This is a genomic window from Bradyrhizobium sp. USDA 372 (assembly GCF_053629095.1).
Window position 1 is genome coordinate 5,648,962 of record NZ_JBRJHR010000001.1, and the last position, 25,459, is coordinate 5,674,420.

Consider the following 25,459-nt stretch of genomic DNA (forward strand, 5'->3'; position numbering starts at 1 on the left):
TCATCAGGAGAGAGCAAGTCACATGGCGAAATCTCACGGTCCCTTGCGTGTCGGCGTCGGCGGCCCGGTCGGATCGGGCAAGACCGCGCTGATGGACCTGCTCTGCAAGACCATGCGCGAGCGCTACGACATTGCGGCGATCACCAACGACATCTACACCAAATGGGATGCGGAGTTCCTGGTGCGTTCGGGATCGTTGACGCCGGATCGCATCGCCGGTGTCGAGACCGGCGGCTGCCCGCACACGGCGATCCGCGAGGATGCCTCGATGAATCTCGCCGCGGTCGCGGACATGCGCGCCAAGTTTCCCGGACTTGACCTCGTGCTGATCGAATCCGGTGGCGATAATCTTGCTGCCACTTTTTCCCCGGAGCTGGCCGACCTCACCATCTACGTCATCGACGTCGCCGCCGGCGACAAGATCCCGTCCAAGGGCGGCCCCGGCATCACCCGGTCCGACCTCCTGGTCATCAACAAGACCGACCTCGCGCCCCATGTCGGCGCCTCCCTGGAGAAGATGGAAACGGACGCCAGGCGCATGCGCGGCGAGCGGCCCTTCGTCATGACCAACCTCAAGAAAGGCGAGGGGCTCGACCAAATCGTCGGCTTCATCGAGGCCAAAGGCGGCCTGAAACGGGCGGGCTGACCGGACGCGACCAGTTGGCGCAGGTGTTTTTCGCCGTTAACGAGCTGGGCCACTCCGCAACCCGCGGAACAAATTTGGGACACGGGGATTAACTACCTCCGGCGCCCGGGGCGAATTCATCCCGGCCAGACCATCGGCCGGGCGGATTAAGCTTTTCGGGCGACCCAAGTTGCGTACTGATGCCTCCTCCTTCATTATCTCCGCCACTGGGGTTTACCCTGCTTCGGCCCATGGCCGTTCGAGCGGCGTTCATGTGCTCCGTGTTCATTGCCGACCTCCTGCTTTCGCCTGAGTAATCGCGTGGTCAGGCTGGGTTTCATCATCGGCTTCATCGCTCTGCTCGGGGCCTTGCTCTCCGGGCTTGCGGCTTATCGCGTCCACGACCAGGAGCTGGCGCTGGACCGGATCGCGCTGGCGCGTGCGATCGATGTCCATGCGAGCCTGGTCCAGGACCGCCTGACCGAGCGGGAGCTGCTCGCGCGTGTCGCCTCAGGCCTGTTCCGCGCGCCGTCGGTGATCAAGCCGAACATGCTGGAGCCGCTGCGCTCGGCGATCTACGCCTTCAAGACCGACTTCGTGGTGGCTGGGTGGGTCGCCCGGTTGAAGCCGGACGAGCTTGCGGCGGCGCAGGCCGCCCTCGCTGGCGCCGGCTTCCCGACTCCGCAGATCCGCTCGTATGACGACAAGCCGATCAACCCTGCCGATGTCACCCAGCCGATCGACGTGCTGTTGGATCTCGAGCCGCGCAGCAACGAGACCAGGATGTTGCCCGGCCGCAGCTACGATCAGGATCCGGTTCGCAGCGCGATGCTGACGCGCGCGCGCACCGAGAAGAGGTCGGTTGCCTCGGACCCGGTGCCGTTGATCCGCGGAAACGGAGCGATCGGCATCATCGTGGCTGCGCCCGTCATTCCCGAGGGCGCGACCGAGCCGGCCGGGTTCGTGACGTTTTCCTACGAGCTTGCCTCGCTGATGCTGGCCAATGACGACATGTCGCTGTTCGCGGTGGCGCTCAGGGATCCGCGCAAGGACGGCGGCGAGCTGATCGCCAACGATCAGGGCGTGGTCTCGACGCGGATGGCGGCGGCGGACGGGCCGGCGCCGTCGGCGACGCGCACGGTGAGCTTCGGCGGCCGCGATTGGCAGCTCGGCTATTACGCGAAGACCAATTCGGTGCGCCGCGCCGAGCAGACCGCGATCATCGTGGCGGCGATTGGCTTTGCCATCACTGCAATGGTGTGCGGCCTGTTCGGTTATGTCGCCTACAACAATCTGCGGCTTAGCCGGGAGATCCAGGTCAGGATCGGCTTCGAGCGGCGGCTGACTGCGGTCATCGACGAGCTCAACCACCGCGTCAAGAACATCCTGGCGGTGATCCAGTCGATCGTGACGCGCACCTTGCGCCACGGCTCGGACATCGACAGCGCGCGCGAGCTCCTGATCGGGCGCATCCATGCCATGTCCAACGTGGTCTCGCTGCTCAGCGAGAGCCAGTGGCAGGGCGTCAAGTTGAAGGGCTTGTTCGAGGCGCGCGCGATTCCGCATGCCGATCGCATCGCGGTCACCGGCCCCGATATCGCGGTCAGCGCGCGAGCGGCGCAGAGCCTCTCGCTGCTGTTCTTCGAGCTCGCCTCGCATTCCGACGAGGGCCTGTCATTGGTCGGCAAGCACCCCCACATCACAGCCAATTGGACGGTGACGGGCGAAGATGGCCACGAGGTCTTCCATTTTCGCTGGGAGGAGTTCAACACCAGCGAGGCGACGCGCCGGCCCGATTCCGATTTCGGCCTGATCCTGCTCGACCGCGTCGCGCCCGAGGCGCTGGGGGGGACCGCCAAGCGCTTCTTCACCGACGTCTCCTACGTCTATGAATTGACCGCGCCGATGGAGACGGTGGTCGACATGACCGAGCGCGACCGCACGGACAAGATCTCGGCGCCGGTCAGGCCGGCGCGAAGCTAACTCTTTGGCCGCAACACCAGATCGACGAGGTTGCGGGCGTAGCCAGGTGTGATCGGCGCGATGCCGAAGATGTAGCGGTAGAACAGGCTGCCATAGATCGCGTCGTAGAGATTCTCAGGGGGACCCTCGGCCTGAATGCTGCCGTCCTTCTGGCCGGCGGCGATCATGTCCACCAGCGCGTCGCGGCGGAATTGCAAGTAGCGGGCGTAGAACAGCTCGGCCGAGCCGGTCTTGGAAATGCATTCTGAGATCACGGCGAGCTGCACCTTGCCGAATTCGCCCTGGAGCGCCTCGGCATAGGCGGTGGCGTGGCGCCGCGCGCGCGCCGCGGGCGTGCCGGCGCTCGCAGGCGGCAGCGGCAGCATCTGCGCGGCATGGTGGAGGAATGCGTCGATCAGCAGCGCTTCCCGCGACGGCCACCATTTGTAGATCGTCATCTTCGACACGCTGGAGTGGCGCGCGATCGCATCGATGGTGGTGGCGGCAAGGCCGGTGGTCGCCATCAGTGCATAGGCGCTTTCGAGGATGGCGTTGGTGGTCTCGATCGACCTTGGCCGGCCGCGCCGGGGCGCGCTCTCCGCCTCTTCACGCCCGTCTTTCGCCATCGCCACGCCCGGTCTCCTCACGCAGAGTCCCGGCATACCGCAGGGGCGGCTTTCGGCCTAGCAGAATCGCACGCTTTTTTGCCTCTACGCCTGCCGCCGCAGGGCTGCCGGCAGATCCTGCCGTTTCGACCAGGCGATGTAGTAGGCGAGCCCGGTCATCGCGGCGAAGCCGGTGATGCTCACCGCCACCTGCATCACCACCAGGTTCGGCCCGGTGATCAGGATGAGGTGGCCGGCGAAGGACAGGAACACGGCGACACAGAATACCGCGAGCCATTCCTCACCGCATGCGATCACCGCTTGCAGCGGTCTCCATCTCAGGCCGGGGTGATCGGCCGGAATGAGATGGGTCGCAATGAACGCGAGGGCCAGGAAATGGACCACGCGATAGGGCGCGAGGTTTTCCTTGTCGGTCGGCGCGATGCTGTTGAGGAGGAGATCCGGCAGGTAAGCGGATAGCGTCGGCGAATGGCGCATCAAGGTGACGGCCATCGCGAAGATCAAATAGGCGCCTGCGAGGATCCGCAGCCAGGACATGCCGCGCAGCGCCCGCCCCGGCGCACCGGTCACGGCGAACCAGCCGCCCAGCACCATCAGCAGCTGCCAGCACAGCGGATTGAAGGTCCATTCCCCGTCCGGATAGATCCGAAAATTCCAGCCGAACCAGCGCGCGGCAAGATACAGCGCGACCGATGCCGCCAGCGTCAGGTTCGGCCCCCGCAACAGGCCCCACAGCACGAGCGGAAAGAGCGCCATCAGCGGGATCATCAGCTGCAGCAGGTCGAGATTCAGCGGCTCTTCCTGGAGCACGAGACCGCGGACCAGGATGCGCAGCGGGTGCTCGAGAATTCCGGAGATGTTGTATTCGTGGATGATCTCCGGCGCCATCGATTGCGAGGCGACATAGGCGATGGCGTCGATATAGATCACGAACAGCACGACATAGGCGGCATAGAGCCGCCAGACCCGGCGAAAGATGCGCGTCGCTGCGACCACGTAGCCGCGCTCCAGCGCCATCCTGCCGTGGATGATGGCAACGCCGTAGCCCACCACGAACACGAACAGGTCCGCCGCGCCGCTGAAGCCGAAATTGCGCAGCGTCAGCAGGTTGACGACGTTGTTCGGAATATGGTCGACGAAGATGGACCAATTGGCGATGCCGAGCGTCAGATAGAGCCTGGCGTCGTGCTGGAATGCGGCGAGGTTCGCCTTGACGGACGGTTTCATTAAGTAAAATAGCTTTGGGAATCAGGATGATGCTTTTAGCAGGCAATCGCCTGCCCATCCGAGTAGCGTTTGCGTGAGCGGCAAGGCAATCGCGCCGAACGGCGCAGAAATGCGACCCTCGCCCTCTATCGAATTGGGATAGATGCGCCCAAAGGACTTCCGACGAAATTATCTAACCCGCTCCGATCGCTACTCGGCAGGCTCCGCCGACACCTCGTCGGCCACGCCGGCGCGACTCGCCAGGATGCCGAGGGCGACGCCCCCGATGGCCAGGATCGGCAACAGCCGCTTGACGCCAATGGCGCGAACGATCTGAAGCCCGGTGGCGAGGAGCATCGGATCTGCAAGCATGCTCTGCGCGGCCGATTTCGCGGCGCGCTCGGCCGCGATCTGGGCGCGCTTCTGCACCTCGCGCTTGTAGCCCCAATAGGAGCCTGCCGCGGCCAGAGTCAGCAGGAAGAAGATACCGGCGCCGGCAAGGCAAGCCTGCACCGGGCCATATTTCTGCAGCACCCAGATGAAGACGGCGGCACAGAGGAAGCCTGTCGTCACGAGCAGCGCGAAGGCAGCGCCCGCGGCCAGGGAGGTCAGCCGAACAGTCGTGCCGGTGGATGCACTGATGCTGTCGATGATGCGCTGAAACATGGCCTTGCTCCTCAATCCCCGCCAGCCGAATCGTCACGGGCCGACAGCGGCCGCGTGTCGCTGCCGTCTCAAATGAACGTCGGCATCCTTAGCGACGCCAGGCGGCGCCGATCAGGAAGCCGATGCCGAGCGCCAGCCCGACGGTCGCCAGCGGCCGCTGCGTGATCGCATCTTCCAGCGTCTCTTCGATCGAGCCGTAGGCGTCTTGTGCGGCTTCCATCATCGCGCTGCCGCGCTCGGACATGTCGTCCATCGCGGAATCCATGTTCTCGCGCGCCTGGCGATAGCCGCGGCGAGCCTGCTTGCTGGTGGAGTTGGCGAAAGTATTGAGCGCGTCGGTGATCTGGTCGGTGAGGGCGGCGATATCGCTTTTCACGGCTGCTACATCCTTTTCGAGGCGGTCTCGGGTGGCTTTGTCGGTCCAGTCTCTCATCCCGGTTTCGGCATTGGGCGTGGACATCGGGAGCTCCGAACTGTTGACGGCTGAGATGGGCGGAGAACGTTTCGTCGCCGGGTAAGTTCCGTTCGCCGAAACCGGTCAGGCTTGCGGAAGCTGCGGCGAATTCTCCGGCAACAGGTGGTCCTTCAGGATCAGCGCGACGATCAGGAGCGGCGACGACAGGAACGCGCCCATCGGCCCCCACAGCCAGGTCCAGAACGCGAGCGCGAGCAGCACGGCGAGCGCGTTCAGGGCGAGCCGCCGGCCGATGATCGTCGGTGTGATGAAGTGCCCCTCCAGAAAGGTGAGACCGCCGAAGGCGAGCGCGGCCATCAGGCCGCCGCCGATGGTGGGAAAGGCGATCAGCCCCACCACGACCAGCACGACGAACATCGCCACGGGCCCGATGATGGGGATGAAGTTGAGCGTGGCCGCCAGCGCGCCGAGCCCGGCCGGATTGGGCATTCCGGTGAGCGCGCAGATCAGGCCGGTGGCGACGCCGACGCCGACATTGATGAGGGTGACGGTCAGCAGATAATTGCCGAGATGGACCTCGATCTCGTTGAGTATCCGGAGCGTGCGCAGCCGCGCGTCGCGATCGCTGAAGGTCATGATCATGGCTCGCCGCAGGTCGCGCCAGCTTGCGATGAACAGGATCAGGGTGACGAAGAACAGCAGAAATTCGGTAAAGGTCGGTGACAGGAATTCCAGCGTCGGCTGCACCCACTCGACCTTGGGCATGTGGATGCTCGGCAATCCCTCCGAGCCGCCGAGCATGGCTTGCATCTCCCGCCAGAGCGCAAGCGGCCGATCGAACACGTGCAGCTTGTCCCGCAGTTGCGCGCCGAGCTCCGGCAGGCGCGTGCTCCATGCCATGACCGGCGAAGCGATCAGCGCCACGACGAAGGCGACCACCGCGGTCACCGCGACCACGATCAGGACGGCGCCGAGGCTGCGTGGGACCTTGCTTCGCTCCAGGAAGGTGGCCGCCGGAGACAGCATGGTCCCGGTGACGAACGCCATCACGACCGGCAGGAAGAACGCCTTGCCGACATAAAGCACGGCGACGATGGCAATCAGCAACAGGCCGGCCAGCGCGAACGCGACGAATTCAGTGCGGCGGATCACCGGCGGCAGCTCGACATGGCTCTCGGGGAGCGGTTCGCCTTCGCCGTTGCCGGAAATCAAACGGTCACTGGGTAGGACGCGCACAATATCTCTCCCGCACGGAATCCGCGATCCGCGCGCCCATTGATGACCTCACAACGCGTGGGCGGTATGCCGGTTCCATCGCGGCTTCGTGAACGATGGCTCGCTTGACTGTGACGCCGCTCCCGCACGCGGCAACGGAACTTCGATCCAGCCGGCGGAGTTTGTTGGGCAGCGCATCACCTGATGCACATCCAACGGGGCAGCTCATGACAAAGTTGTTTGCAGTCCGTCGCAGCTTCTCGCCGCGCGCCGTCGGCGCATTCGCTTTCGCAACCGCTCTGCTCATGGCGCCCATGGGCACCGCGAGCGCGCAAACCTTCGGCTATGCGCCGATGCAGCGGGTGTACCCGCAGGACCTGTACTCGCAAGGCCGTTACTCGCAAGGCCAATACTCGCAGGGCCAAGCCTATTCGCAGGATGACCTCAACGAGGCGCCGCAGGTTGCCGACGAGGATGCTCAGTTGCCCGACCGGCTGCGCAGGCAGATCGTCAGCTTCGACAGGAGCGAGCCAGCCGGTACCATCGTCATCGATACCAACAGCACCTATCTCTATTACGTGCTCGGAGGCGGCCGCGCGATCCGCTACGGCGTCGGCGTCGGCCGCGAGGGCTTTACCTGGTCGGGCGTGCAGAGCGTCAGTCGCAAGGCCGAGTGGCCGGACTGGCATCCGCCGGCCGAGATGATCGCGCGCCAGCCCTATCTGCCGCGCTTCGTCGCCGGCGGCCCCGGCAACCCGCTCGGTGCGCGTGCGATGTATCTCGGCTCGAGCCAATACCGCATCCACGGTACCAATGATCCCTCCACCATCGGAAAGTTCGTCTCCTCCGGCTGCATCCGCATGACCAACGAGGACGTCATTGACCTGTTCAATCGAGTTAATGTCGGCGCCAAGGTCGTGGTGCTGCCGAAGAACGCGCCCTTGATGGCCAGAGGAGGCGACAAGGCCGGCGAGCCCGTGCGCAGGCGGCCGGCCGTGACGACGCTGCCCTCGGGTCGGCAGGCGTTGAACATCACGTCGTCGGCCGTGAATTAAGCGTGAGCGAGGTCATATGAGCAGACGCCTGATTGGCAAATGGACTGGCGGAACGGTGATCCTGATCGCGATCTCCGCCGGTCTTGCATCGGCGCCGTCGGCGCATGCGGAGGATTTCTTCTCGGCATTGTTCGGCGGCTTCCGGATGCGGCCGCCGCCGGAAATCCGCATGCCGTTCCCCAATGACGATGGGCCGCGCTACGATGGGCCGCGTCAGCGGGCCTCCTATGGCGGCGGCGCGGCCTATTGCGTGCGCGGCTGTGACGGCCGCTATTTCCCGGCGCAGGGCAGCGATTCCGAGAGCAAGGCGCAATCCTGCAAGAGCTTCTGCCCAGCCGCGGAAACCTCGCTGGTTTACGGCAGCAATATCGACGACGCCTCTACGGAGAACGGAAAGTCCTATTCCGACCTGCCGAACGCGTTCCGCTTTCGCAACGAGATCGTCGCGGGCTGTACCTGCAACGGCAAGGACCCGGTCGGGCTCGCATCGGTCAAGGTCGAGGACGATCCGACCCTGCGCAAGGGCGACATCGTCGCCGGAGCCGGCGGCCTCGTGGTCGCCAGCCGCAACGCCAATGACCGCCGCGGTGTCGCGATGAATTTCTCGCCGCTGCCGGAATCGGTGCGCGCCAGATTCCGCCAGGTCCCCGTGGTGGCGAAGGAGTAGCTTCGGCTTCCGAACGGCGTCCTCGCGACGCGCGGAGCCGGCGTGCCCTACGCCGCGCGGATCTTGCCCAGGAAATCGCTGACCTGCTGACCGAGCTGGCGGCTTTGCGTCTCCAGCATCTCGGAGGCCTGCTTCACGTTCTCCGCGGCACCGGCTGCGGTGTCGGCATCGGCCTTCACGCCGGTGATGTTGTCCGAGACATTCTTGGTTCCCTGCGCCGCGTATTGCGTGCTGCGGGTGATCTCCTGCGTAGCGGCGCCTTGCTCCTGCACTGCGGCCGCGATGGCGGTGGCAACTTCGTTGACCTCGCCGATGATGCCGCCGATCGCCTGGATCGCGTTGATGGCATCGCCCGCAACCTTCTGGATGTCGGCGATCTGCTCGGAAATCTCCTCGGTCGCCTTCGCGGTCTGACTCGCGAGTGACTTCACCTCGGAGGCGACCACGGCAAAGCCGCGGCCGGCATCACCGGCGCGCGCCGCCTCGATCGTGGCGTTGAGCGCGAGCAGGTTGGTCTGCGCCGCGATGGTGTTGATGAGGCCGACGACCTCGCCGATGCGCCCCGCCGACTGCGCCAAGCCCTGCACGGTACCGTCGGTTTCGCGCGCCTGGGTGACGGCGCGGCTGGCGATGCCCGCGGCATGCGCGGCCTGCTGGCTGATGTCGTTGATGGAGGCCGAGAGCTCCTCGGCCGCTGCCGCGACGCTCTCGACACTCGTGGAGGCCTCGTTCGAGGCCTTGCCGGCAATCTCGACGCGTTCATTGCTCTGGCGCGAGACGGCCGACAGGTCGCCCGAGGTCTTGCGCATCTCGCCGGAGGCCTCGCTCAGCTCGCCCAACGACTTGCGCACGGCGCTCTCGAACTCGCCGACATGGGCCTCGACCACGCGCTGGCGGGCGGCGGCGCCCGCATTGCGCTCACGCTCCTGCTCTTCGATCTTGAGCTTCTCGGCCGCCTGCTGCTTGAAGGTCTCCAGTGCGCCGGCCAGTGCGCCGATCTCGTCATGACGGTCGAGATAGCCGCTGTCGACGGCGAGGTCGCCGCCGGCGACCTTGAGCATGGCGTCGCGGATGGTGTTGAGCGGGGTGATGACGCGGCGGCTGACCAGCATGGTCGCGCCGACGGCAAGCCCAATGGCGAGCGCCAGGAGCCCAAGCTGCACGATCAGCGCGCGCTGCGCGGCGCCGTGTTGCTCCAGCGTATGGACCTTGGCGGCGTCGAGGGCGGCTTCTGCCACTGCGACGGCATTGGACAGGCGACCGACCGTGACCGGGGTCCATTGATTGGCTGTCATCTCGGCCTTGTCGCCCTTCACCAGCGTCTCCGCGAGGCGGTCGCGCAGGGCGAGATATTGCGGATCGAAATAGGCGGACTTGACCGCGGTCATGGCGGATGACAGTGCGGACGGCAGCTGCATGCCCGATGCCGACAATTCCAGCGCCTTCCACATCGCGGCCGTGCCGCCGACATATTGGGTGTAGGACTGGTGAGCCTCGGGCGTGATCTTGCCGGCGTTAAGGCCGGTCGAGACGATGAGCGAGGCTTCGCCGGCAGTGTTGCGCAAGAGCCATGCGTTCTGCTTGATCGACAGCAGCTGATCGATCGCCGCGTCCTGGTGATTGACGGTCCCGGCCAGGACGCTCGAGAGCTTGTCGAGCGTGTCGAGCAGGCCTTGCGTCGTCTCCATGTATTCCTTCGGCAGGCCGGCGCGGCGCTGATCCTTGGGCTTGGCGACGTCCTCCCAGAACTGCTTCTGCTGCTCGCTCGCGGATTTGTAGAGGCGCGCGAGCTCCGGCACCAGCGTGCCGGATTGCGGAAAGTCGATGGCCGGCAACAGCTCGAGCGCATGCGCCATCGCCGGCATCTCGGCGTCGCGGATCGCGCGCAGATATTTCTCGATGTCGGCGTCCATTGGCGTGGTCGCGTTCAGCAGCCTGTTGCTGGTGGAGCGATCGGTCCGCAGATTGTGCATCGCCTTGAACAGGTCGGCGGACGCGTCCGCGATCTGCGAGATCCGGCTGGCGGTCCTCAGCCGATCCCAGGATGCGTAGGCGGTGAGCGAGAGCGCAACGACCACGCAGACCGACGTGATCGCGATCACTGCCTTGAGCAGCGCGGATACGGTCAGACGATTCAGCATCGAGGTCCCCAATTTCCATGTCGAGTTCGCGGAGGGCGCCCGGCAACAATCGAAAAGGAGGGGCCCTGTGGCATCGGCAATCACATGCCGTTGGCGCCTCATGGCCAGACGGTTTCTGCATGTGAGAGGAAAAGGGTAAAGTTTTAGGCAGCCAAGCTACCGGTAAAAATACGCATTTACTAGAAGTTGCAATGGGTTGCGTTGATGGAACCAGCGCGCGAGGCCAGCGTTAGGACATCGTTAGCAATTTGCCAGAAGGGGGGTCCCTGCAATGCTGATCGGCGTCCTCGTCACCTTTCTCGTCGTCATTCTCGTGCTTTATCTGATCAACATGCTGCCGATGGACGGCCGCGCCAAGCAGATCGCGCGCGTGATCGTCATCATCATCGGCGTCGTGTCGCTGCTGAAATATCTGACAGTATTCTAGCGGGGCTACTGCTCCCAAACAAAAAGCCCCGGCCTGAGCCGGGGCTTCGTTCATGCTGCGCTAGTGCAGCGACTTCAGCCAGTCGTCGACGTCCTGACGAACCTGGTCCTTGGCCTTGCCGTAGCGTTCCTGGAGCCGGCCCTCGAGCTGCTCGCGGCGGCCCTCGATCAGTTGGAGGTCGTCATCGGTGAGCTTGCCCCATTTCTCCTTGGCCGATCCCTTGAACTGCTTCCAGTTTCCTTCGATCCGATTCCAGTCCATGACCATCTCCCATAGGTTGATGGCCCGACAACGCCAGGCGCACGCAGCCTGTTCCGCGCCAAGCCGCGACGTTTCGCGCAAGAAAAAAGCCCCGGCGCGGGCCGGGGCTTTTGACGGTTCCGTGACTTCGTTCAGCCCAGCGCCTCTTTATCCAAGAGCCTCTTATCCAAGAGCCTTGGCCTCGCGGCGGCGCGCGGTGAGGATGTATTCGGTGTAGCCGTTCGGCTGCTCGCGCCCCTTGAAGACGAGGTCGCAGGCCGCCTTGAAGGCGACGCCGTCGAAGGCGGGCGCCATCGGCTTGTAGATCGGATCGCCAGCGTTCTGCTTGTCGACGACGACTGCCATGCGCTTGAGCGATTCCATCACCTGCGCCTCGGTGATGACGCCCTGGTGCAGCCAGTTGGCGAGGTGCTGGCTGGAGATGCGCAAGGTGGCGCGGTCTTCCATCAGGCCGACATCGTGGATGTCGGGCACCTTGGAACAGCCGACGCCCTGGTCGATCCAGCGCACGACATAGCCCAGGATGCCCTGGCAATTGTTGTCGATCTCCTGCCTGACGTCATCGGGCGCCCAGTTCGACTTCGACACCGGAATGGTCAGGATGTCGGACAGTTTTGCCCGCGGTCCGCCCTTGGCGAGTTCTTCCTGGCGCGCGATCACGTTGACCTGGTGGTAGTGCAGCGCGTGCAGCGTCGCCGCCGTGGGCGAGGGCACCCAGGCGGTGGTAGCGCCGGCCTGCGGATGGCCGAGCTTCTGCGCCAGCATGTCCGCCATCTTGTCGGGGGCGGCCCACATGCCCTTGCCGATCTGGGCGTGGCCCGGCAGGCCACAGGTCAGGCCCATGTCGACGTTCCAGTCCTCGTAGGCCTTGATCCAGGCCTGCGCCTTCATCTCGTTCTTGCGGATCATCGGGCCCGCTTCCATCGAGGTGTGGATCTCGTCGCCGGTGCGGTCGAGGAAGCCGGTGTTGATGAACATGATGCGCTTGGAGGCGCGCTGGATGCAGGCCTTGAGGTTGACGGTGGTGCGCCGCTCCTCGTCCATGATGCCGACCTTGAGCGTGTTCTCGGGCAGGCCCAGCATCTTCTCGACGCGGTCGAAGATCTCGCAGGTCAGCGAGACCTCGTCCGGGCCGTGCATCTTCGGCTTGACGATGTAGGCCGATCCCGTGCGGCTGTTCTTGACCTTCGAATGGCCCTTGAGGTCGTGGATCGCGAGCAGGCCCGAGACGGCGGCATCGAGCAGGCCTTCCGGAATTTCGTCGCCCTTCTCGTCGAGCACCGCATCGGTGAACATGTGGTGACCGCAATTGCGCATCAACAGCAGGCTGCGGCCGTGCAGCTTGACCTCGCCCTTGCCGTCAGGCGTCTTGTAGAGGCGGTCGGAATTGAGCGAACGCGTCAGCGTCTTGCCGCCCTTCTCGAAATCGGCCGACAGCGTGCCGTTCATCAGGCCGAGTGTGTTGCGGTAGACCAGCACCTTGTCCTCGGCATCGACCGCGGCGACCGAGTCCTCCATGTCGAGGATGGTCGAGACCGCGGCCTCCATGATCATGTCGGCGACACCGGCCGGATCGTCCTTGCCGATCGCGCTGCTGCGGTCGATCTTGACCTCGATATGCAGGCCGTTGTTGACGAGCAGCACGGCGCTCGGCGCGGCGGCATCGCCCTGGAAGCCGGCGAACTGTGCGGCGTGCTTCAGCGCGGTGGCGTTGCCGCTCTTCAGCTTCACTGCGAGCTGGCCCGCGACGACGCTGTAGGCGGTGACGTCGGTGTGGCTGCCGGTCGCGAGCGGCACGGCGTTGTCGAGGAACGCCTTGGCCTTGGCGATCACCTTGTCGCCGCGCGCCTTGTTGTAGCCCTTGCCGCTCTCGGACGGGTCGTGCGGGATGGCGTCGGTGCCGTAGAAGGCGTCATAGAGCGAGCCCCAGCGCGCATTCGCCGCGTTCAGCGCGTAGCGCGCATTGGTGAGCGGCACGACGAGCTGCGGGCCGCAGATCTTGCCGATCTCCTCGTCGACATTGGCGGTCTCGACCTTCTGCGTCGCCGGCTCCGGCACGAGATAGCCGATCTCCTTCAGGAAGGCGGTATAGGCATCGAGGTCGAGCGCCTTGCCCTTGTTGGCGCGGTGCCAGTCGTCGATCTTGGCCTGCAGATTGTCGCGAAACGCGAGCAGATCGCGGTTCTTCGGTCCCAGCTCCTTGATGATGCCGGCAAGCCCGGCCCAGAACGCATCCGGCGCGATCCCCGTTGTCGGGGCGGCTTCCTTGGCGATGAAGTCAAACAGAACAGGGGCGATCTTCAATCCGTGGGCGTCGACGCGTTTCATGATGGGCTTTCTTGTTGGAAATGGCTGTTTTTGGCTGCTTTTGACCCGACAGCAGCAAAATGCGCCCACGCGGGGCGGCTTTCCGGACCTATTAGCCCCAAAATCAGGGCGGTGAGAAGACCCCCGGGGGCTTGTCAAAATGTCAAGAGAAGGTGGGAGAAGCCCCACGCACCGGTGCAATTCCCCGCGAAAGCGGGGAATTCAGTACGCCGCGGCTTCTCCGTATCCCAACGCTGTCCCTGGAATATTGGGTCGCCCGGTTCACACCGGGCGACGACAGCGGAGACTGGGGCGACCTCAAATGTTCGCAGCGAGGTCCACGAGCTCGTCGAACAGCACGCCTGATGTCTTCAGCATCTGCTCGATCTCGTCAGCCGCCTCGGCCACGGTCCGCTTCGACGTGTCGATCACGAGCTCGGCAGCCTCAGGCTTCTCGTAATCGTTGCCGATGCCGGTGAACGAGGCGAGCGCGCCGGCGCGGGCTTTCTTGTAATGGCCCTTGGGATCGCGCTCCTCGCACACTTCGGCCGGCGTCGCGACATGGATCTCGCGGAACGCGGTATCGGCGATGCGGCGCGCGGCGGCGCGATCTTCGCGCGCGGGCGAGACCGCCGCGACGATGGCGATGTGGCCGTTGCGGGCGAGATGTGTCGCGACCTCGGCGAGGCGGCGGATGTTCTCGCTGCGATCGGTGGCGGAGAAGCCGAGATCGCTGTTGAGCCCGGCGCGCAGCGTGTCGCCGTCGAGCAGGATCGGCGAGCCGCCATTGGTGAAGAGACGCCGCTCCAGCGCCCGCGCCAGCGTCGACTTGCCGGAGGCGGGCAGGCCGGTGAGCCAGACCACGGCACCGTTATGGCGATAGCGCGCCGAGCGCTCGTCGCTGCGCAGCGCCGATTCCACCGGCACGATGTCGACCGGCACGGCACGCTGGCCGGCATCGACCGACAGCACCAGGCCGCCGCCCGCGATGCGTCCGGACACCTCGATCACGAGGCGGCCGGTGCGCGGATTTTCGGTGTAGGGATCGGTCGCGATCGGATTGGACAGGGAGATGTCGATCTCGCCGACATGGTTGCGGCCGATCGCCTTGTTCTCGCTGCTCGAGAGCTCACCGGGATCGACCGCCTTCTCGATGGCGACAACGGTGGCGCGGCTTTCCTTCGGTCCGCAGCGCACCAGCAATTGGTCGCCCTTCGCGAGCGGCTTGTCGTGCAGCCAGAAGATCCGCGCGCGCAGCCGCCGCGTCTCGCGCGGGGCGCTGCCCACATGCGCGATGATGTCGCCGCGCTCGATGAACAATTCGCGGTCGAGCGTGATGCCGACCGAGCGGCCCGCGCCCTGCCGGCTGGCAACCGGCGTCACCGGCCAGCTCTCGACCGTCTTGATCTTCGCGATCTTGCCCGCGGGCATGATCACGATCTCGTCGCCGGCAATCAGACTGCCGGATTCGATGCGGCCGGCAACGATGCGACGGTCGTCGAACTTGTAGATCGCCTGCACCGGCAGCCGCAGCGCCAGCGCTTCCAGCGGACGCGCCGGCTCGAGGCGATCGAGCGCCTCGACCACGGTCGGCCCCTTGTACCAGCCGATGCGGTCGGTACGCTCGGCGACGCCGTCGCCGTCGCGCGCGGAAATCGGGATCACGGCCGTGGGCGTCACGCCGAGGCCGTTCAGATGCGCGGAAATCTCGTCGCTGATGTCCTTGAAGCGTGCGGCGGAGAAATCGACGCGGTCCATCTTGTTGACGACGACGGCGACCTGCTTCACGCCGAGCAGATGCAGGAGATAGCCATGCCGCCTGGTCTGGTCGCGCACGCCCTCCAGCGCATCGATGATCAGAACCGCACCGTCGGCCTGCGAGGCGCCGGTGATCATGTTGCGCAGGAATTCGGCGTGGCCGGGCGCATCGATCAGCACGATGTCGCGCGAATTGGTGCGGAAGCGGATCTGCGTGGTGTCGATGGTGATGCCCTGGTCGCGCTCGGTTTGCAGCGCGTCGAGCAGGAACGACCATTCGAACGGCATGCCGCGCCGCGCGCTGACAGCTTTCAGCATTTCGAGCTTGCCGTCGGGCAGGCTGCCGGTTTCATGCAAGAGGCGGCCGACCAGCGTCGACTTGCCGTGGTCGACATGGCCGACGATGACGATGCGCACTTGCGGACGCGTGGTGCCGTTCGGGGTCGCAGGCGAAGCGGGAGTGACGATCATGTTCATAGCCGCAAAGCGTCCTTGATCAGAGATAGCCGGCGACGCGCAGACGCTCGAAGGCGTCCTCGGTCTCGTGGTCGAGCGCGCGCCCCGAGCGCTCCGGCACCTTGGTCTGCTCGAGCTCGATCAGGATCTCGTCGATGCTGGACGCCGTCGAATTCACGGGGTTGGTGATGTCCTGATCGCCGAGCGAGCGATAGCGCTTGCCGTCCTTGGCGAGGTACAGGGGGATGATCGGAATGTTCTCGCGCTTGGTGTAGGCCCAGATGTCGGCCTCGGTCCAATGCAGAATCGGATGGATGCGCAAATGCGCCCCTTGCGGCGGCGAGGCGTTGAAATGATCCCAGAACTCCGGCGGCTGGTCGCGCACGTCCCAGTTGCCTTCGAGCCCGCGCGGCGAGAACACGCGCTCCTTGGCGCGGGTCGCTTCCTCGTCGCGGCGGATGCCGGCGATCAGGCCGTCGAAGCCATACTTTGCGAGCGCCATCTTGAGGCCCTCGGTCTTGCGCGCTGCGGAACGGGCGGCCGGCGGCAGCGTCGGGTCGACCGCATCGATCGGCGGGCAGGGCTCGACGCGCAGATCGAGATCCCATTCCTTCCCGTAATGATCGCGGAAGCGATACATCTCCGGAAACTTCTTGCCGGTGTCGACGTGAAGGGCCGGGAACGGCATCTTGCCGAAGAAGGCTTTCCGCGCCAGCCAGATCATGACGTTGGAGTCCTTGCCGAGCGACCACAACAGGGCAATCTTCTTCAGCCGGGCAAAGGCCTCACGGAAGATGTAGATGCTCTGCGCTTCGAGCTGATCGAGATGATCCATGCTCGGGGCGGTCAGCCCGACTGGAATTTGCTCGTAAGTGGGCGCGCGAAAGTTCTGCCCATCTGCACCGGAATCCGTCCTGAGAAGATGCATCTCTGCCACTTTGCGTTTGGAGGCGAAAATTCTATAGTTGCGGTGCAGAAGAGAAGAAAAAAATTTCTCTTTGCGCGCTCGAAACGAGACATATATAGAAAATAATTCCAGTCAACCCCGTTTGTGGGGAAGCGAGTATCGCATGCGGTTCTTGCCGGTGTTTCTCGATCTCAAGGCCGGCCCGGTGATTCTCATCGGCGCGGGCGAGCTTTTGCGCGCCAAGCTGCGCGTGCTCGCCGCTGCCGGCGCGCGGCTGCGCGTGCATGCGATCGACGGCAATCATGACCTCGGCCTGGGCTCCGAAGATGCGGCCCGCATCGAGATCGCGGCGAGCGATCCGCTCACGGCCGATCTCGTAGGTGTCATTGCTGTCGTCTGCGCGGGCGCGGGCGATGTCGGTGTGGCCATGTCGGCTCGCGCCAAGTCGCTCGGCCTTCCCGTCAACGTCATGGACGACCTCGAGCATTCCAACTTCATCTTTCCGGCCATCGTCGATCGCGGCGATGTCGTGGTCGCGGTCGGCACCGGCGGCACCTCCCCGGTGGTGGCGCGGCGCGTGCGCGAGACGATCGAGGCGCTGCTGCCGGCGCGCATCGGCGAACTCGCCGAGTTCATCGGCACCTTCCGCAAGTCCATCAACGAGCGCATCGCCGAGTTTCCGCTGCGCCGCCGCTTCTGGGAGCGCGTCATCGACGGTCCGATCGGCGCCGCCGTGCTCGCCGGCCGCAAGAGCGAAGCGGACGCATCGCTCAAGGCCATCTCCGATCCCTCCGCCTTCGCGCGCGCCGACAAGCCGGAAGGCTCGGTCGCGCTGGTCGGCGCCGGCCCCGGCGATCCGGATCTGCTCACCATCAAGGCGCTGCGCGCGCTGCAGGACGCCGACATCGTCTTCCATGACGAGCTGGTCTCGCCCGAGATTCTCGATCGCATTCGCCGCGACACCACGCGCGTTGCGGTCGGCCGCCGCGTCGGCAAGCCCGGCATCGGCCAGGACGCCATCAACAAGCGCATGATCGAGGCCGCGCAATCGGGCCAGCGCGTCGTGCGGCTGAAGGGCGGCGATCCCTTCGTGTTCGGCCGCGGCGGCGAAGAAGTGGAAGCGCTGCGCGCCGCCGGCGTCGCCTATTCGATCATTCCCGGCATCACTGCAGGCCTAGGCGCCGCTGCCGATTTCGAGGTGCCGCTCACTTATCGTCACGAAGCGACCCGCATCACCTTTCTCACCGCGCACAAGTCGCGCGATGCCGAGAACGTGGATTGGTCGACGCTGACCGACACGAAGATGACCGTCGTGGTCTACATGGGCGTGACCGCAGCGCCCGCCGTGCGCGCCGGCCTGTTCGCGGCCGGTCGCTCGCCGGAGACGCCGGTCGGCGTGTTCGCCCGCGTCACGCGACCCGAGGCCCAAGGCGCGATCGGCACGCTGCGCGACCTGCCGGAACTGGTGCGGCGGATCCATGGCGGTCCCGCCATCCTCATCATCGGCGACGTGGTCCGGCATGCCGGTTCGCTTCGCCGCCAGACTCCCAAGCAAATCATCTCTGACCTATTGGATGCAGCCGAATGACCTCTCCGCTCGAACAGAAGAAGATCAAGATCGCCGGCCCCTCGGTGGTGACGGCCAACCGCACCTGGGACGGCATCGTGGTCTACCGCACCGCCGCCAAAAGCTGGTCCGCCGAGCTGTCGGAAGCCGCCATCGTGCGCAACTCCGACGAGGCCAAGGCGTTGCTTGCGGAAGCCGTGGCCGATGACGTCGGCGCCATCGGCCCCTATATCGCGCCGGTGGAGATCGGCGACGATGGCAAAGTCCTGCCCGGCAATCTGCGCGAACAGATTCGCCGCACCGGCGTCACAATCGGACAGCCGGCCCAGGTTTAAGGCACGCACTTATGTACGCTTACGACGAAATCGACCGCACGCTCGTCAACGAGCGCGTCTCGGAGTTCCGCGACCAGGTGAAGCGGCGCCTGTCCGGAGAGCTCACCGAGGACGAGTTCAAGATTCTGCGTCTGCAGAATGGCGTCTATCTGCAGCTGCACGCTTACATGTTCCGCGTCGCGATTCCCTACGGCACGCTGGCGACGAACCAAATGCGGGCGCTTGCCCATGTCGCGCGCAAATACGACCGCGGCTATGGCCACTTCACCACGCGGCAGAACATCCAGTTCAACTGGATCAAGCTCGCCGAGCTGCCGGATGCACTCGAAGACCTCGCCAAGGTCGGCATCCATGCGATGCAGACCTCCGGCAACAACATGCGCAACGTCACCTCGGATCAATGGGCCGGCGTCGCGCCGGGCGAGATCGAGGATCCGCGCATCTGGTCTGAGCTGATCCGTCAGCACACCACGCTGCATCCGGAATTCTCGTTCCTGCCGCGCAAGTTCAAGATCGCGATCACCGCCTCGGACCACGACCGCGCCGCGATCAAGATCCACGACATCGGCCTCCGCCTGATCAAGAACGAGAAGAACGAGACCGGCTTCGAGGTTCTCGTCGGCGGCGGTCTCGGCCGCACGCCGTTCATCGCCAAGACCATCAAGCACTTCGTGCACGGACGCGACATCCTCAGCTACATCGAGGCTATCTTGCGCGTCTACAACCAGTACGGCCGCCGCGACAACATCTACAAGGCGCGCATCAAGATCCTGGTGCACGAGCTCGGCATCGAGAAGTTTTCGCGCGAGGTCGAGGACGAGTGGCAGCACATTCGCAACTCCTCGCTCCAGATCGACGACGAGGTGATCGAGGACATCCGCTCGCGCTTCACCTATCCTCCTTACGAGAAGCTGCCGCACATGCCGGACGAGTTGCGCCAGGCCGCGGCCGATCCGGACTTCGAGGCGTGGCGCAAGAACTCGGTGGCGCCGCACAAGGTGCAGGGCTATTCGATCGTCACGATCTCGCTGAAGCCGACCGGCGGGCCTCCGGGCGACGCCACGGCCGAGCAGATGGATGCGCTGGCCGATCTCGCCGACAAATATTCCTTCGGCGAGATCCGCGTCGGCCATGAGCAGAACCTGGCGCTGCCGCACGTCGCCAAGCGCGATTTGCCGGCGCTGTGGAAGGCGCTCGACAAGCTCGGGCTCGCGACGCCCAACGTCAATCTGATCACCGACATCATCGCGTGCCCGGGGCTCGATTATTGCTCGCTGGCGAACGCGCGCTCGATTCCGATCGCGCAGGAGCTGACGCGGCGCTTCGCCAACCACGAGCTGGCCAACCTGATCGGCCGTCTCCACATCAACATCTCCGGCTGCATCAATGCCTGCGGCCATCACCATGTCGGCCATATCGGCATTCTCGGCGTCGAGAAGAACGGCGAGGAGGTTTACCAGATCACCATCGGCGGCCGTGCGGACGAGAATGCGGCGCTCGGCACCCTGATCGGTCCCGGCGTGAAGTTCGACGAGGTCGCCGACGTCGTCGAGGACATCGTGGAAGCTTATCTCGCGCTGCGCGAGCGGCCGGAAGAGCTGTTCATGGACACGGTGAAGCGCCTCGGCGTCGAACCCTTCAAGGAGCGCGTCTATGCCACTCGTTAACGGCGGAAAGATCGTCGATGACAGCTTTGTCAAGCTCGCCGTCGACACGCCGCTGCCCGAGGGCGGCGACATCCTGGTGCCCGCCGAGCGCTTCCTCGGCGAGGCCGAGGGCTTGCTCAAGCGTTCGGGCAAGGTCGGCGTGATCTGGCCCAACAGTCGCGACATCAGCGAGCTCGTGCCGTATCTCGGCAAGATCGCCGCCGTCGCGCTGGTGTTCCCGACCTTCCGTGACGGACGGGCCTACAGTCAGGCGCGGCTGCTGCGCGAACGCTACAATTACCGCGGCGAATTGCGCGCGACCGGTCAGGTGCTGCGCGACCAGTTCGTGTTCATGTTGCGTGCCGGCTTCGATGCCTTCGAGGTCAAGAAGCAGGCCGACGCCGAAGCCTTCATGCAGACCGCCAAGCGCTATTCGGTGTTCTACCAGCCGACCGGCGATGGCCGCATCACCGCGCTCCACCGGCGCATGCAGCTGCGCCACTCCGAAGGGGTCGGCACGTGAACGCGATCGCGCCACAGGTTTCGCCCGTGTCTGCGCTGCCTTCGGCGGACGAGCTCGATCGCGCCCTGCGCGATGCCTCGCCCGCGGAGGTCATTGCCGCGGCGCTGAAAACGGTCGGGCGCGAGAAGCTTGCGCTGGTGTCCTCCTTCGGCACGGAATCGGCGACGCTGTTGAAGGTGATGGCGGACGTCGATCCGGCGATCCCCGTGATCTTTCTCGACACCGGCTGGTTGTTCGAGGAGACGCTGGCCTATCGCGATACCCTCATTGCGACGCTGGGCCTGAAGGATGTCCGCTCGATCAAGCCCGCCGAGGAGGCGCTGTCGCGCGAAGATCCCGACCGCGACCTCTGGTTCTCCGATCCCGACGCCTGCTGCCGCATCCGCAAGGTCGAGCCGCTGGCGCGTGCGCTGAAACCGTTCGACGCCTGGCTCAACGGCCGCAAGCGTTTCCAGGGCAATGCGCGCGCCGACATTCCGGTCGTCGAGGACGATGGCGCGCGGCTGAAATTCAATCCCTTCGCCAACGTCTCGCGCGAGGAGATCGAGGCGATCTTCTCCCGCGCCAAATTGCCGCGACACCCTCTGGCTGCGTCAGGATTCCTGTCGGTTGGGTGTATGCCTTGCACCAGCCGAACGGCTGAGGGCGAGGATGCACGCGCCGGCCGCTGGCGTGGCAGGGCCAAGACAGAATGCGGCATCCACACGATGAAGACTTCGTAGCACAGTCGCGCTGCCACGCTGCGAACAAGAAAATCAGGTTCCGTTGACACAAGAGCGTTTCGCCACGAGTTATGCCTGCCGTCGATGACGCCGATGTCGTCGAGGTGAATGGAGATGGACATGATGCGCCGTATCGTTCCGCTCGCCGCGGGATTGCTCGCGACGGGGTTCTGGGCAGGCTCGGCTCTGGCCGCTGACATCAATTTGCTGAACGTGTCGTACGACCCGACGCGTGAGCTTTATGTCGAGTTCAACAAGGCGTTCGCGACCGCCTATCAGAAGGAAACCGGCAAGAGCGTCGAGATCAAGCAGTCGCACGGCGGCAGCGGCTCGCAGGCACGCGCGGTGATCGACGGCTTGCAGGCCGATGTGGTGACGCTTGCGCTCGCCTATGACATCGACGCGATCGCGAACAAGGGTCTCACCGCGACGGATTGGCAGAAGCGGCTGCCGCAGAATTCATCACCCTATACCTCGACCATCGTCTTCCTGGTGCGCAAGGGCAATCCCAAGGGCATCAAGGACTGGGACGATCTGCTCAAGCCGGGCGTTGCCGTCATCACGCCGAACCCGAAGACGTCGGGCGGCGCGCGCTGGAATTATCTGGCGGCCTGGGGGTTTGCGCAGAAGAAGTACGGCTCGACCGACAAGGCCAAGGACTTTATTGGAAAACTTTACCAGCAGGTGCCGGTGCTGGATACCGGTGCGCGGGGCGCCACTGTGACCTTTGTCGAGCGCGGCGTCGGCGACGTGCTGCTCGCCTGGGAGAACGAGGCTTATCTTGCGCTCAAGGAGTTTGGTCCCGAAAAATTCCAGATCGTTGCACCGCCGCAGTCGATCCTCGCCGAGCCGCCGGTCGCGATCGTGGACAAGGTTGCCGACAAAAAGGGCACCCGCAACGCGGCCGACGCCTACCTTCAATACTGGTACACCAAGGAAGGGCAGGAGATCGCCGCGCGCAATTTCTACCGTCCGCGCGATGCCGAGACCGCCAAAAAGTACGAAAATTCCTTCGCCAAGGTCGAGCTGTTCACGATCGACGAGGTCTTCGGCGGCTGGACCAAGGCACAGAAGGAACATTTTGCAGACGGCGGCGTTTTCGATCAGATTTACAAGAACTGATCGGGCGCTGTCGTAGAGGCTTTAGCAGGGGGCCTGGTGAGCGCACTCGCAGCACGACGCCGCACATTGCCGGGCTTCGGTCTCACCATGGGACTGACGCTTTCCTGGCTGTCCGTGATCATCCTGATTCCGCTCGCCGGCCTGTTCCTGAGATCGCTCGAGCTCAGCCCCGAGCAGTTCTGGAATATCCTCTCCAGCCGCCGCACCCTGAACGCGCTCCGCGTCTCGTTCGGCCTCGCCTTTGCGGCGGCCTGCGTCAACCTGGTGATGGGCAGCATCATCGTCTGGGCGCTGGTGCGCTACCGCTTCCCCGGCCGTCGCATCTTCGATGCCATCGTCGACGTGCCGTTTGCGCTGCCGACGGCGGTGGCCGGCGTCGCGCTGACGGCGCTGTTCGCCGAGAAAGGTTGGCTGGGAGCGCCGCTCGCCGCGCTCGGCATCAAGGTGGCGTTCACGCCGGTCGGCATCTTCGTCGCCATGATCTTCATCGGCATTCCCTTTGTTGTCCGCACCGTGCAGCCGGTGCTCCAGGATCTCGACCCTGAAATCGAGGAGGCAGCCGGCAGCTTGGGGGCCAGCCGCTGGCAGACCATCGTCCGCGTGATCCTGCCCTCGCTCGCACCGGCGCTGCTCACGGGCCTCGCGCTCGCCTTCGCCCGCGCGGTCGGTGAATACGGCTCGGTGATCTTCATCGCCGGCAATCTGCCCAACGTCTCCGAGATCGCGCCGCTCTTGATCGTGATACGCCTGTCCGAATTCCGCTACGCCGATGCGACCGCGATTGCGGTGGTCATGCTGGTCGTCTCCTTCGTCATCATCTTCACGGTCAATCGGCTCCAGCGTTGGGCGCGGAGCCGGATTCCGGCGCGCTGAGGGCGGATCATGACGATGCAGATCGCAGATTCCGTGTCGCTCTCGGCCTCCGACTCGAAGGCACGCGCTCACGCGGCGGCAGCGCGGAACAATTTGCGCACCGAGCCGCGCACCGTCCGCATCGCCATCATCACGCTGGCGGTGCTGTTTCTCACCGTTTTCGTCGTGCTGCCGCTCGTCGTCGTGTTCGCGCAGGCATTCTCCCGCGGCATCCTCGCCTATTTCGCCGCGCTCGCCGAGCCGGAGGCGATGGCGGCGATCAAGCTGACGTTGATCGTCGCGGCGATTTCCGTCGGACTCAATCTGGTGTTCGGCCTCGTCGCCGCCTGGGCGATTGCGAAATTCGAGTTCCCGGGCAAGACCTTCCTGATCACGCTGATCGACCTGCCGTTCTCGGTCAGCCCGGTAATCTCGGGCCTCGTCTTCGTGCTGCTGTTCGGCGCGCAAGGCTTTTTCGGCAGCTGGCTGCGCGAGCACGACATCCAGATCCTGTTCGCGGTTCCCGGCATCGCGCTTGCCACCACCTTCGTGACCTTCCCCTTCGTGGCGCGCGCGCTGATTCCCCTGATGCAGGAGCAGGGCACGCAGGAGGAGGAGGCCGCGATCTCGCTCGGCGCCTCCGGGCTGCAGACCTTCTTCCGCGTCACCCTGCCCAACATCAAATGGGGCGTGCTCTACGGCGTCCTGCTCTGCAACGCGCGCGCGATGGGCGAGTTCGGTGCGGTCTCCGTCGTCTCCGGCCACATCCGCGGCGAGACCAACACCATGCCGCTTCTGGTCGAGATCCTATACAACGAATACCAGTTCGTCGCCGCTTTCGCGATCGCCTCGCTGCTCGCAATGCTTGCGCTGATCACGCTCATCGCAAAAACAATTCTCGAACGTCATCTCGACGAAGGACAAGACGCCAGTGACGATTGAAGTCAGGAATCTCGTCAAGAAATTCGGCAGCTTTGCCGCTCTCGACGGCGTCGACCTCAAGGTCGACAACGGCGAATTGCTGGCGCTGCTCGGCCCCTCCGGATCCGGCAAGACCACCTTGCTGCGGATCATCGCCGGCCTCGACTGGCCGGACTCGGGCGAAGTCTTCTTCAACGGTGAGGACGCGCTGGCGCAAGGCGCCCGCGAGCGTCACGTCGGCTTCGTCTTCCAGCACTATGCGCTGTTCCGCCACATGTCGGTGTTCGAGAACGTTGCCTTTGGCCTCCGCGTGCAGCCGCGCGCGGTCCGAAAGGACGAGGCCGCGATCCGCTCGCGGGTCAAGGAGCTGCTCGATCTGGTGCAGCTCGACTGGCTCGCCGACCGCTATCCCAGCCAGCTCTCCGGCGGCCAGCGCCAGCGCATCGCGCTCGCCCGCGCGCTCGCGATCGAGCCGCGCATCCTCCTGCTCGACGAGCCCTTTGGCGCGCTGGATGCCAAGGTCCGGAAAGAGCTGCGCAAATGGTTGCGCTCGCTGCATCACGAGATCAACGTCACCTCGATCTTCGTCACCCACGACCAGGAGGAGGCGCTGGAAGTCGCCAATCGCGTCGTGGTGATGGACAAGGGCCGGATCGAGCAGGTCGGCTCGCCTGACGATGTCTACGAAACGCCGGCGAGCGCCTTCGTTCACGGCTTTATCGGCGAGTCCATCGAGTTGCCGGTCCAGGTCGAAGGCGGCGTGATCAGGCTCGGCGACCGGCCGCTTCAGCTCGCCGCGGAGGGCCTGACGCCTGGCGCGTCAAAGCTGTTCGTACGGCGACATGACATGCTGGTCGGCCCGCCCGGCAGCGGGGCCTTCGAGGGCGCGGTCCAGCATGTCCGCAATTTCGGCCCGGTGCAGCGGGCGGAGGTGGCCCTGTCCGGCGGCGAGACCATCGAGATCGACGCCCCCCGCGACAAGGAACTGCGCGCCGGCGACACGATCGGTCTCAATCCGCGTCGCTACCGGATATTTGCGGGCTAAGTCTGCCGTCATTCCGCCCCGGAATGACGGCT

General features: G+C 65.0%; 24 protein-coding genes. 14 read left to right on the top strand and 10 right to left on the bottom strand.

Features of this window, described 5'->3' with window-relative positions:
* Nucleotides 1-22: 22 nt before the first annotated feature.
* Together ureG and AB7M16_RS26405 are read left to right on the top strand one after the other, a co-directional pair.
* Nucleotides 23-646, top strand: a complete 624-nt coding sequence (ureG, locus tag AB7M16_RS26400; protein WP_453945506.1) for an urease accessory protein UreG — start codon at nucleotides 23-25, stop codon at nucleotides 644-646.
* A gap of 300 nt (nucleotides 647-946) precedes the next feature.
* Nucleotides 947-2,608 (top strand): CHASE domain-containing protein, encoded by a 1,662-nt coding sequence (locus tag AB7M16_RS26405; protein ID WP_172784893.1) that lies wholly within the window; start codon nucleotides 947-949, stop codon nucleotides 2,606-2,608.
* On the opposite strand, the gene AB7M16_RS26410 is transcribed toward AB7M16_RS26405, so the two are convergent.
* From AB7M16_RS26410 to AB7M16_RS26430, 5 genes are all read right to left on the bottom strand, one after another.
* On the bottom strand, nucleotides 2,605-3,213 hold the full coding sequence (locus AB7M16_RS26410; protein WP_453947269.1) for a TetR/AcrR family transcriptional regulator: 609 nt from the start codon (nucleotides 3,211-3,213) through the stop codon (nucleotides 2,605-2,607). The genes AB7M16_RS26405 and AB7M16_RS26410 overlap by 4 nt on opposite strands.
* Nucleotides 3,214-3,297: 84 nt before the next feature.
* Entirely contained in the window at nucleotides 3,298-4,440 is a 1,143-nt protein-coding gene (locus AB7M16_RS26415; RefSeq protein ID WP_212254176.1) for an OpgC domain-containing protein, read from the bottom strand.
* Between the two features lie 189 nt (nucleotides 4,441-4,629).
* Nucleotides 4,630-5,085, bottom strand: a complete 456-nt coding sequence (locus AB7M16_RS26420) for a hypothetical protein (protein WP_172784891.1) — start codon at nucleotides 5,083-5,085, stop codon at nucleotides 4,630-4,632.
* An 88-nt stretch (nucleotides 5,086-5,173) separates the two neighbouring features.
* Nucleotides 5,174-5,545 (bottom strand): DUF883 family protein, encoded by a 372-nt coding sequence (locus tag AB7M16_RS26425; RefSeq protein ID WP_172784890.1) that lies wholly within the window; start codon nucleotides 5,543-5,545, stop codon nucleotides 5,174-5,176.
* Nucleotides 5,546-5,623: 78 nt separating this feature from the next.
* Nucleotides 5,624-6,736, bottom strand: a complete 1,113-nt coding sequence (locus AB7M16_RS26430; RefSeq protein WP_453945507.1) for an AI-2E family transporter — start codon at nucleotides 6,734-6,736, stop codon at nucleotides 5,624-5,626.
* A 206-nt stretch (nucleotides 6,737-6,942) separates the two neighbouring features.
* Here AB7M16_RS26430 and AB7M16_RS26435 point away from each other — a divergent pair, with 206 nt between their 5' ends.
* Nucleotides 6,943-7,770 (top strand): L,D-transpeptidase, encoded by an 828-nt coding sequence (locus tag AB7M16_RS26435; protein ID WP_453945508.1) that lies wholly within the window; start codon nucleotides 6,943-6,945, stop codon nucleotides 7,768-7,770.
* Between the two features lie 16 nt (nucleotides 7,771-7,786).
* Nucleotides 7,787-8,437: a DUF2865 domain-containing protein gene (locus AB7M16_RS26440; protein WP_172784887.1), complete on the top strand. Its 651-nt coding sequence runs from the start codon at nucleotides 7,787-7,789 to the stop codon at nucleotides 8,435-8,437.
* A 47-nt stretch (nucleotides 8,438-8,484) separates the two neighbouring features.
* On the opposite strand, the gene AB7M16_RS26445 is transcribed toward AB7M16_RS26440, so the two are convergent.
* Nucleotides 8,485-10,578, bottom strand: coding sequence for a methyl-accepting chemotaxis protein (locus AB7M16_RS26445; RefSeq protein ID WP_212254179.1), 2,094 nt, complete (start codon nucleotides 10,576-10,578; stop codon nucleotides 8,485-8,487).
* A 271-nt stretch (nucleotides 10,579-10,849) separates the two neighbouring features.
* Here AB7M16_RS26445 and AB7M16_RS26450 point away from each other — a divergent pair, with 271 nt between their 5' ends.
* Nucleotides 10,850-11,005 carry a Thivi_2564 family membrane protein gene (locus AB7M16_RS26450; RefSeq protein WP_130363252.1) on the top strand — a complete coding sequence of 52 codons (156 nt, stop codon included), beginning with the start codon at nucleotides 10,850-10,852 and terminating at the stop codon, nucleotides 11,003-11,005.
* Nucleotides 11,006-11,065: 60 nt separating this feature from the next.
* On the opposite strand, the gene AB7M16_RS26455 is transcribed toward AB7M16_RS26450, so the two are convergent.
* The 4 genes from AB7M16_RS26455 to cysD all read right to left on the bottom strand — a co-directional run bounded on the left by AB7M16_RS26455 (nucleotide 11,066) and on the right by cysD (nucleotide 16,622).
* Nucleotides 11,066-11,266 carry a CsbD family protein gene (locus AB7M16_RS26455; protein ID WP_008546815.1) on the bottom strand — a complete coding sequence of 67 codons (201 nt, stop codon included), beginning with the start codon at nucleotides 11,264-11,266 and terminating at the stop codon, nucleotides 11,066-11,068.
* A 162-nt stretch (nucleotides 11,267-11,428) separates the two neighbouring features.
* Nucleotides 11,429-13,594 carry a malate synthase G gene (locus AB7M16_RS26460; RefSeq protein ID WP_453945509.1) on the bottom strand — a complete coding sequence of 722 codons (2,166 nt, stop codon included), beginning with the start codon at nucleotides 13,592-13,594 and terminating at the stop codon, nucleotides 11,429-11,431.
* 297 nt (nucleotides 13,595-13,891) lie between these two features.
* A complete protein-coding gene (gene cysC, locus AB7M16_RS26465; protein ID WP_172784884.1) occupies nucleotides 13,892-15,808 on the bottom strand; it encodes an adenylyl-sulfate kinase in 1,917 nt (638 codons plus the stop codon).
* 19 nt (nucleotides 15,809-15,827) lie between these two features.
* Complete coding sequence (cysD, locus tag AB7M16_RS26470) at nucleotides 15,828-16,622, bottom strand: sulfate adenylyltransferase subunit CysD (RefSeq protein WP_172784883.1); 795 nt, start codon at nucleotides 16,620-16,622, stop codon at nucleotides 15,828-15,830.
* A 235-nt stretch (nucleotides 16,623-16,857) separates the two neighbouring features.
* On the opposite strand from cysD, the gene cysG reads away from it, so the two are divergent.
* The 9 genes from cysG to AB7M16_RS26515 all read left to right on the top strand — a co-directional run bounded on the left by cysG (nucleotide 16,858) and on the right by AB7M16_RS26515 (nucleotide 25,427).
* Nucleotides 16,858-18,282, top strand: coding sequence for a siroheme synthase CysG (gene cysG / locus AB7M16_RS26475; protein WP_453945510.1), 1,425 nt, complete (start codon nucleotides 16,858-16,860; stop codon nucleotides 18,280-18,282).
* Nucleotides 18,279-18,596 (top strand): DUF2849 domain-containing protein, encoded by a 318-nt coding sequence (locus tag AB7M16_RS26480; protein WP_172784881.1) that lies wholly within the window; start codon nucleotides 18,279-18,281, stop codon nucleotides 18,594-18,596. The genes cysG and AB7M16_RS26480 overlap by 4 nt, the downstream gene beginning before the upstream one ends.
* 11 nt (nucleotides 18,597-18,607) lie before the next feature.
* Nucleotides 18,608-20,263 carry a nitrite/sulfite reductase gene (locus AB7M16_RS26485; protein WP_172784880.1) on the top strand — a complete coding sequence of 552 codons (1,656 nt, stop codon included), beginning with the start codon at nucleotides 18,608-18,610 and terminating at the stop codon, nucleotides 20,261-20,263.
* Complete coding sequence (locus AB7M16_RS26490; RefSeq protein ID WP_172784879.1) at nucleotides 20,250-20,765, top strand: DUF934 domain-containing protein; 516 nt, start codon at nucleotides 20,250-20,252, stop codon at nucleotides 20,763-20,765. Before AB7M16_RS26485 ends, AB7M16_RS26490 begins: the two co-directional genes overlap by 14 nt.
* The gene (locus AB7M16_RS26495) at nucleotides 20,762-21,487 is read left to right on the top strand and encodes a phosphoadenylyl-sulfate reductase (protein WP_212254183.1); all 726 of its coding nucleotides are present in this window, start codon (nucleotides 20,762-20,764) and stop codon (nucleotides 21,485-21,487) included. Before AB7M16_RS26490 ends, AB7M16_RS26495 begins: the two co-directional genes overlap by 4 nt.
* A 114-nt stretch (nucleotides 21,488-21,601) precedes the next feature.
* Nucleotides 21,602-22,609, top strand: coding sequence for a sulfate ABC transporter substrate-binding protein (locus AB7M16_RS26500; protein ID WP_453945511.1), 1,008 nt, complete (start codon nucleotides 21,602-21,604; stop codon nucleotides 22,607-22,609).
* 36 nt (nucleotides 22,610-22,645) lie between these two features.
* Complete coding sequence (gene cysT, locus AB7M16_RS26505; protein WP_172784876.1) at nucleotides 22,646-23,482, top strand: sulfate ABC transporter permease subunit CysT; 837 nt, start codon at nucleotides 22,646-22,648, stop codon at nucleotides 23,480-23,482.
* Between the two features lie 9 nt (nucleotides 23,483-23,491).
* Entirely contained in the window at nucleotides 23,492-24,403 is a 912-nt protein-coding gene (cysW, locus tag AB7M16_RS26510) for a sulfate ABC transporter permease subunit CysW (RefSeq protein ID WP_260382054.1), read from the top strand.
* Nucleotides 24,393-25,427, top strand: coding sequence for a sulfate/molybdate ABC transporter ATP-binding protein (locus AB7M16_RS26515; RefSeq protein WP_260382055.1), 1,035 nt, complete (start codon nucleotides 24,393-24,395; stop codon nucleotides 25,425-25,427). The genes cysW and AB7M16_RS26515 overlap by 11 nt, the downstream gene beginning before the upstream one ends.
* Nucleotides 25,428-25,459: the final 32 nt, after the last annotated feature.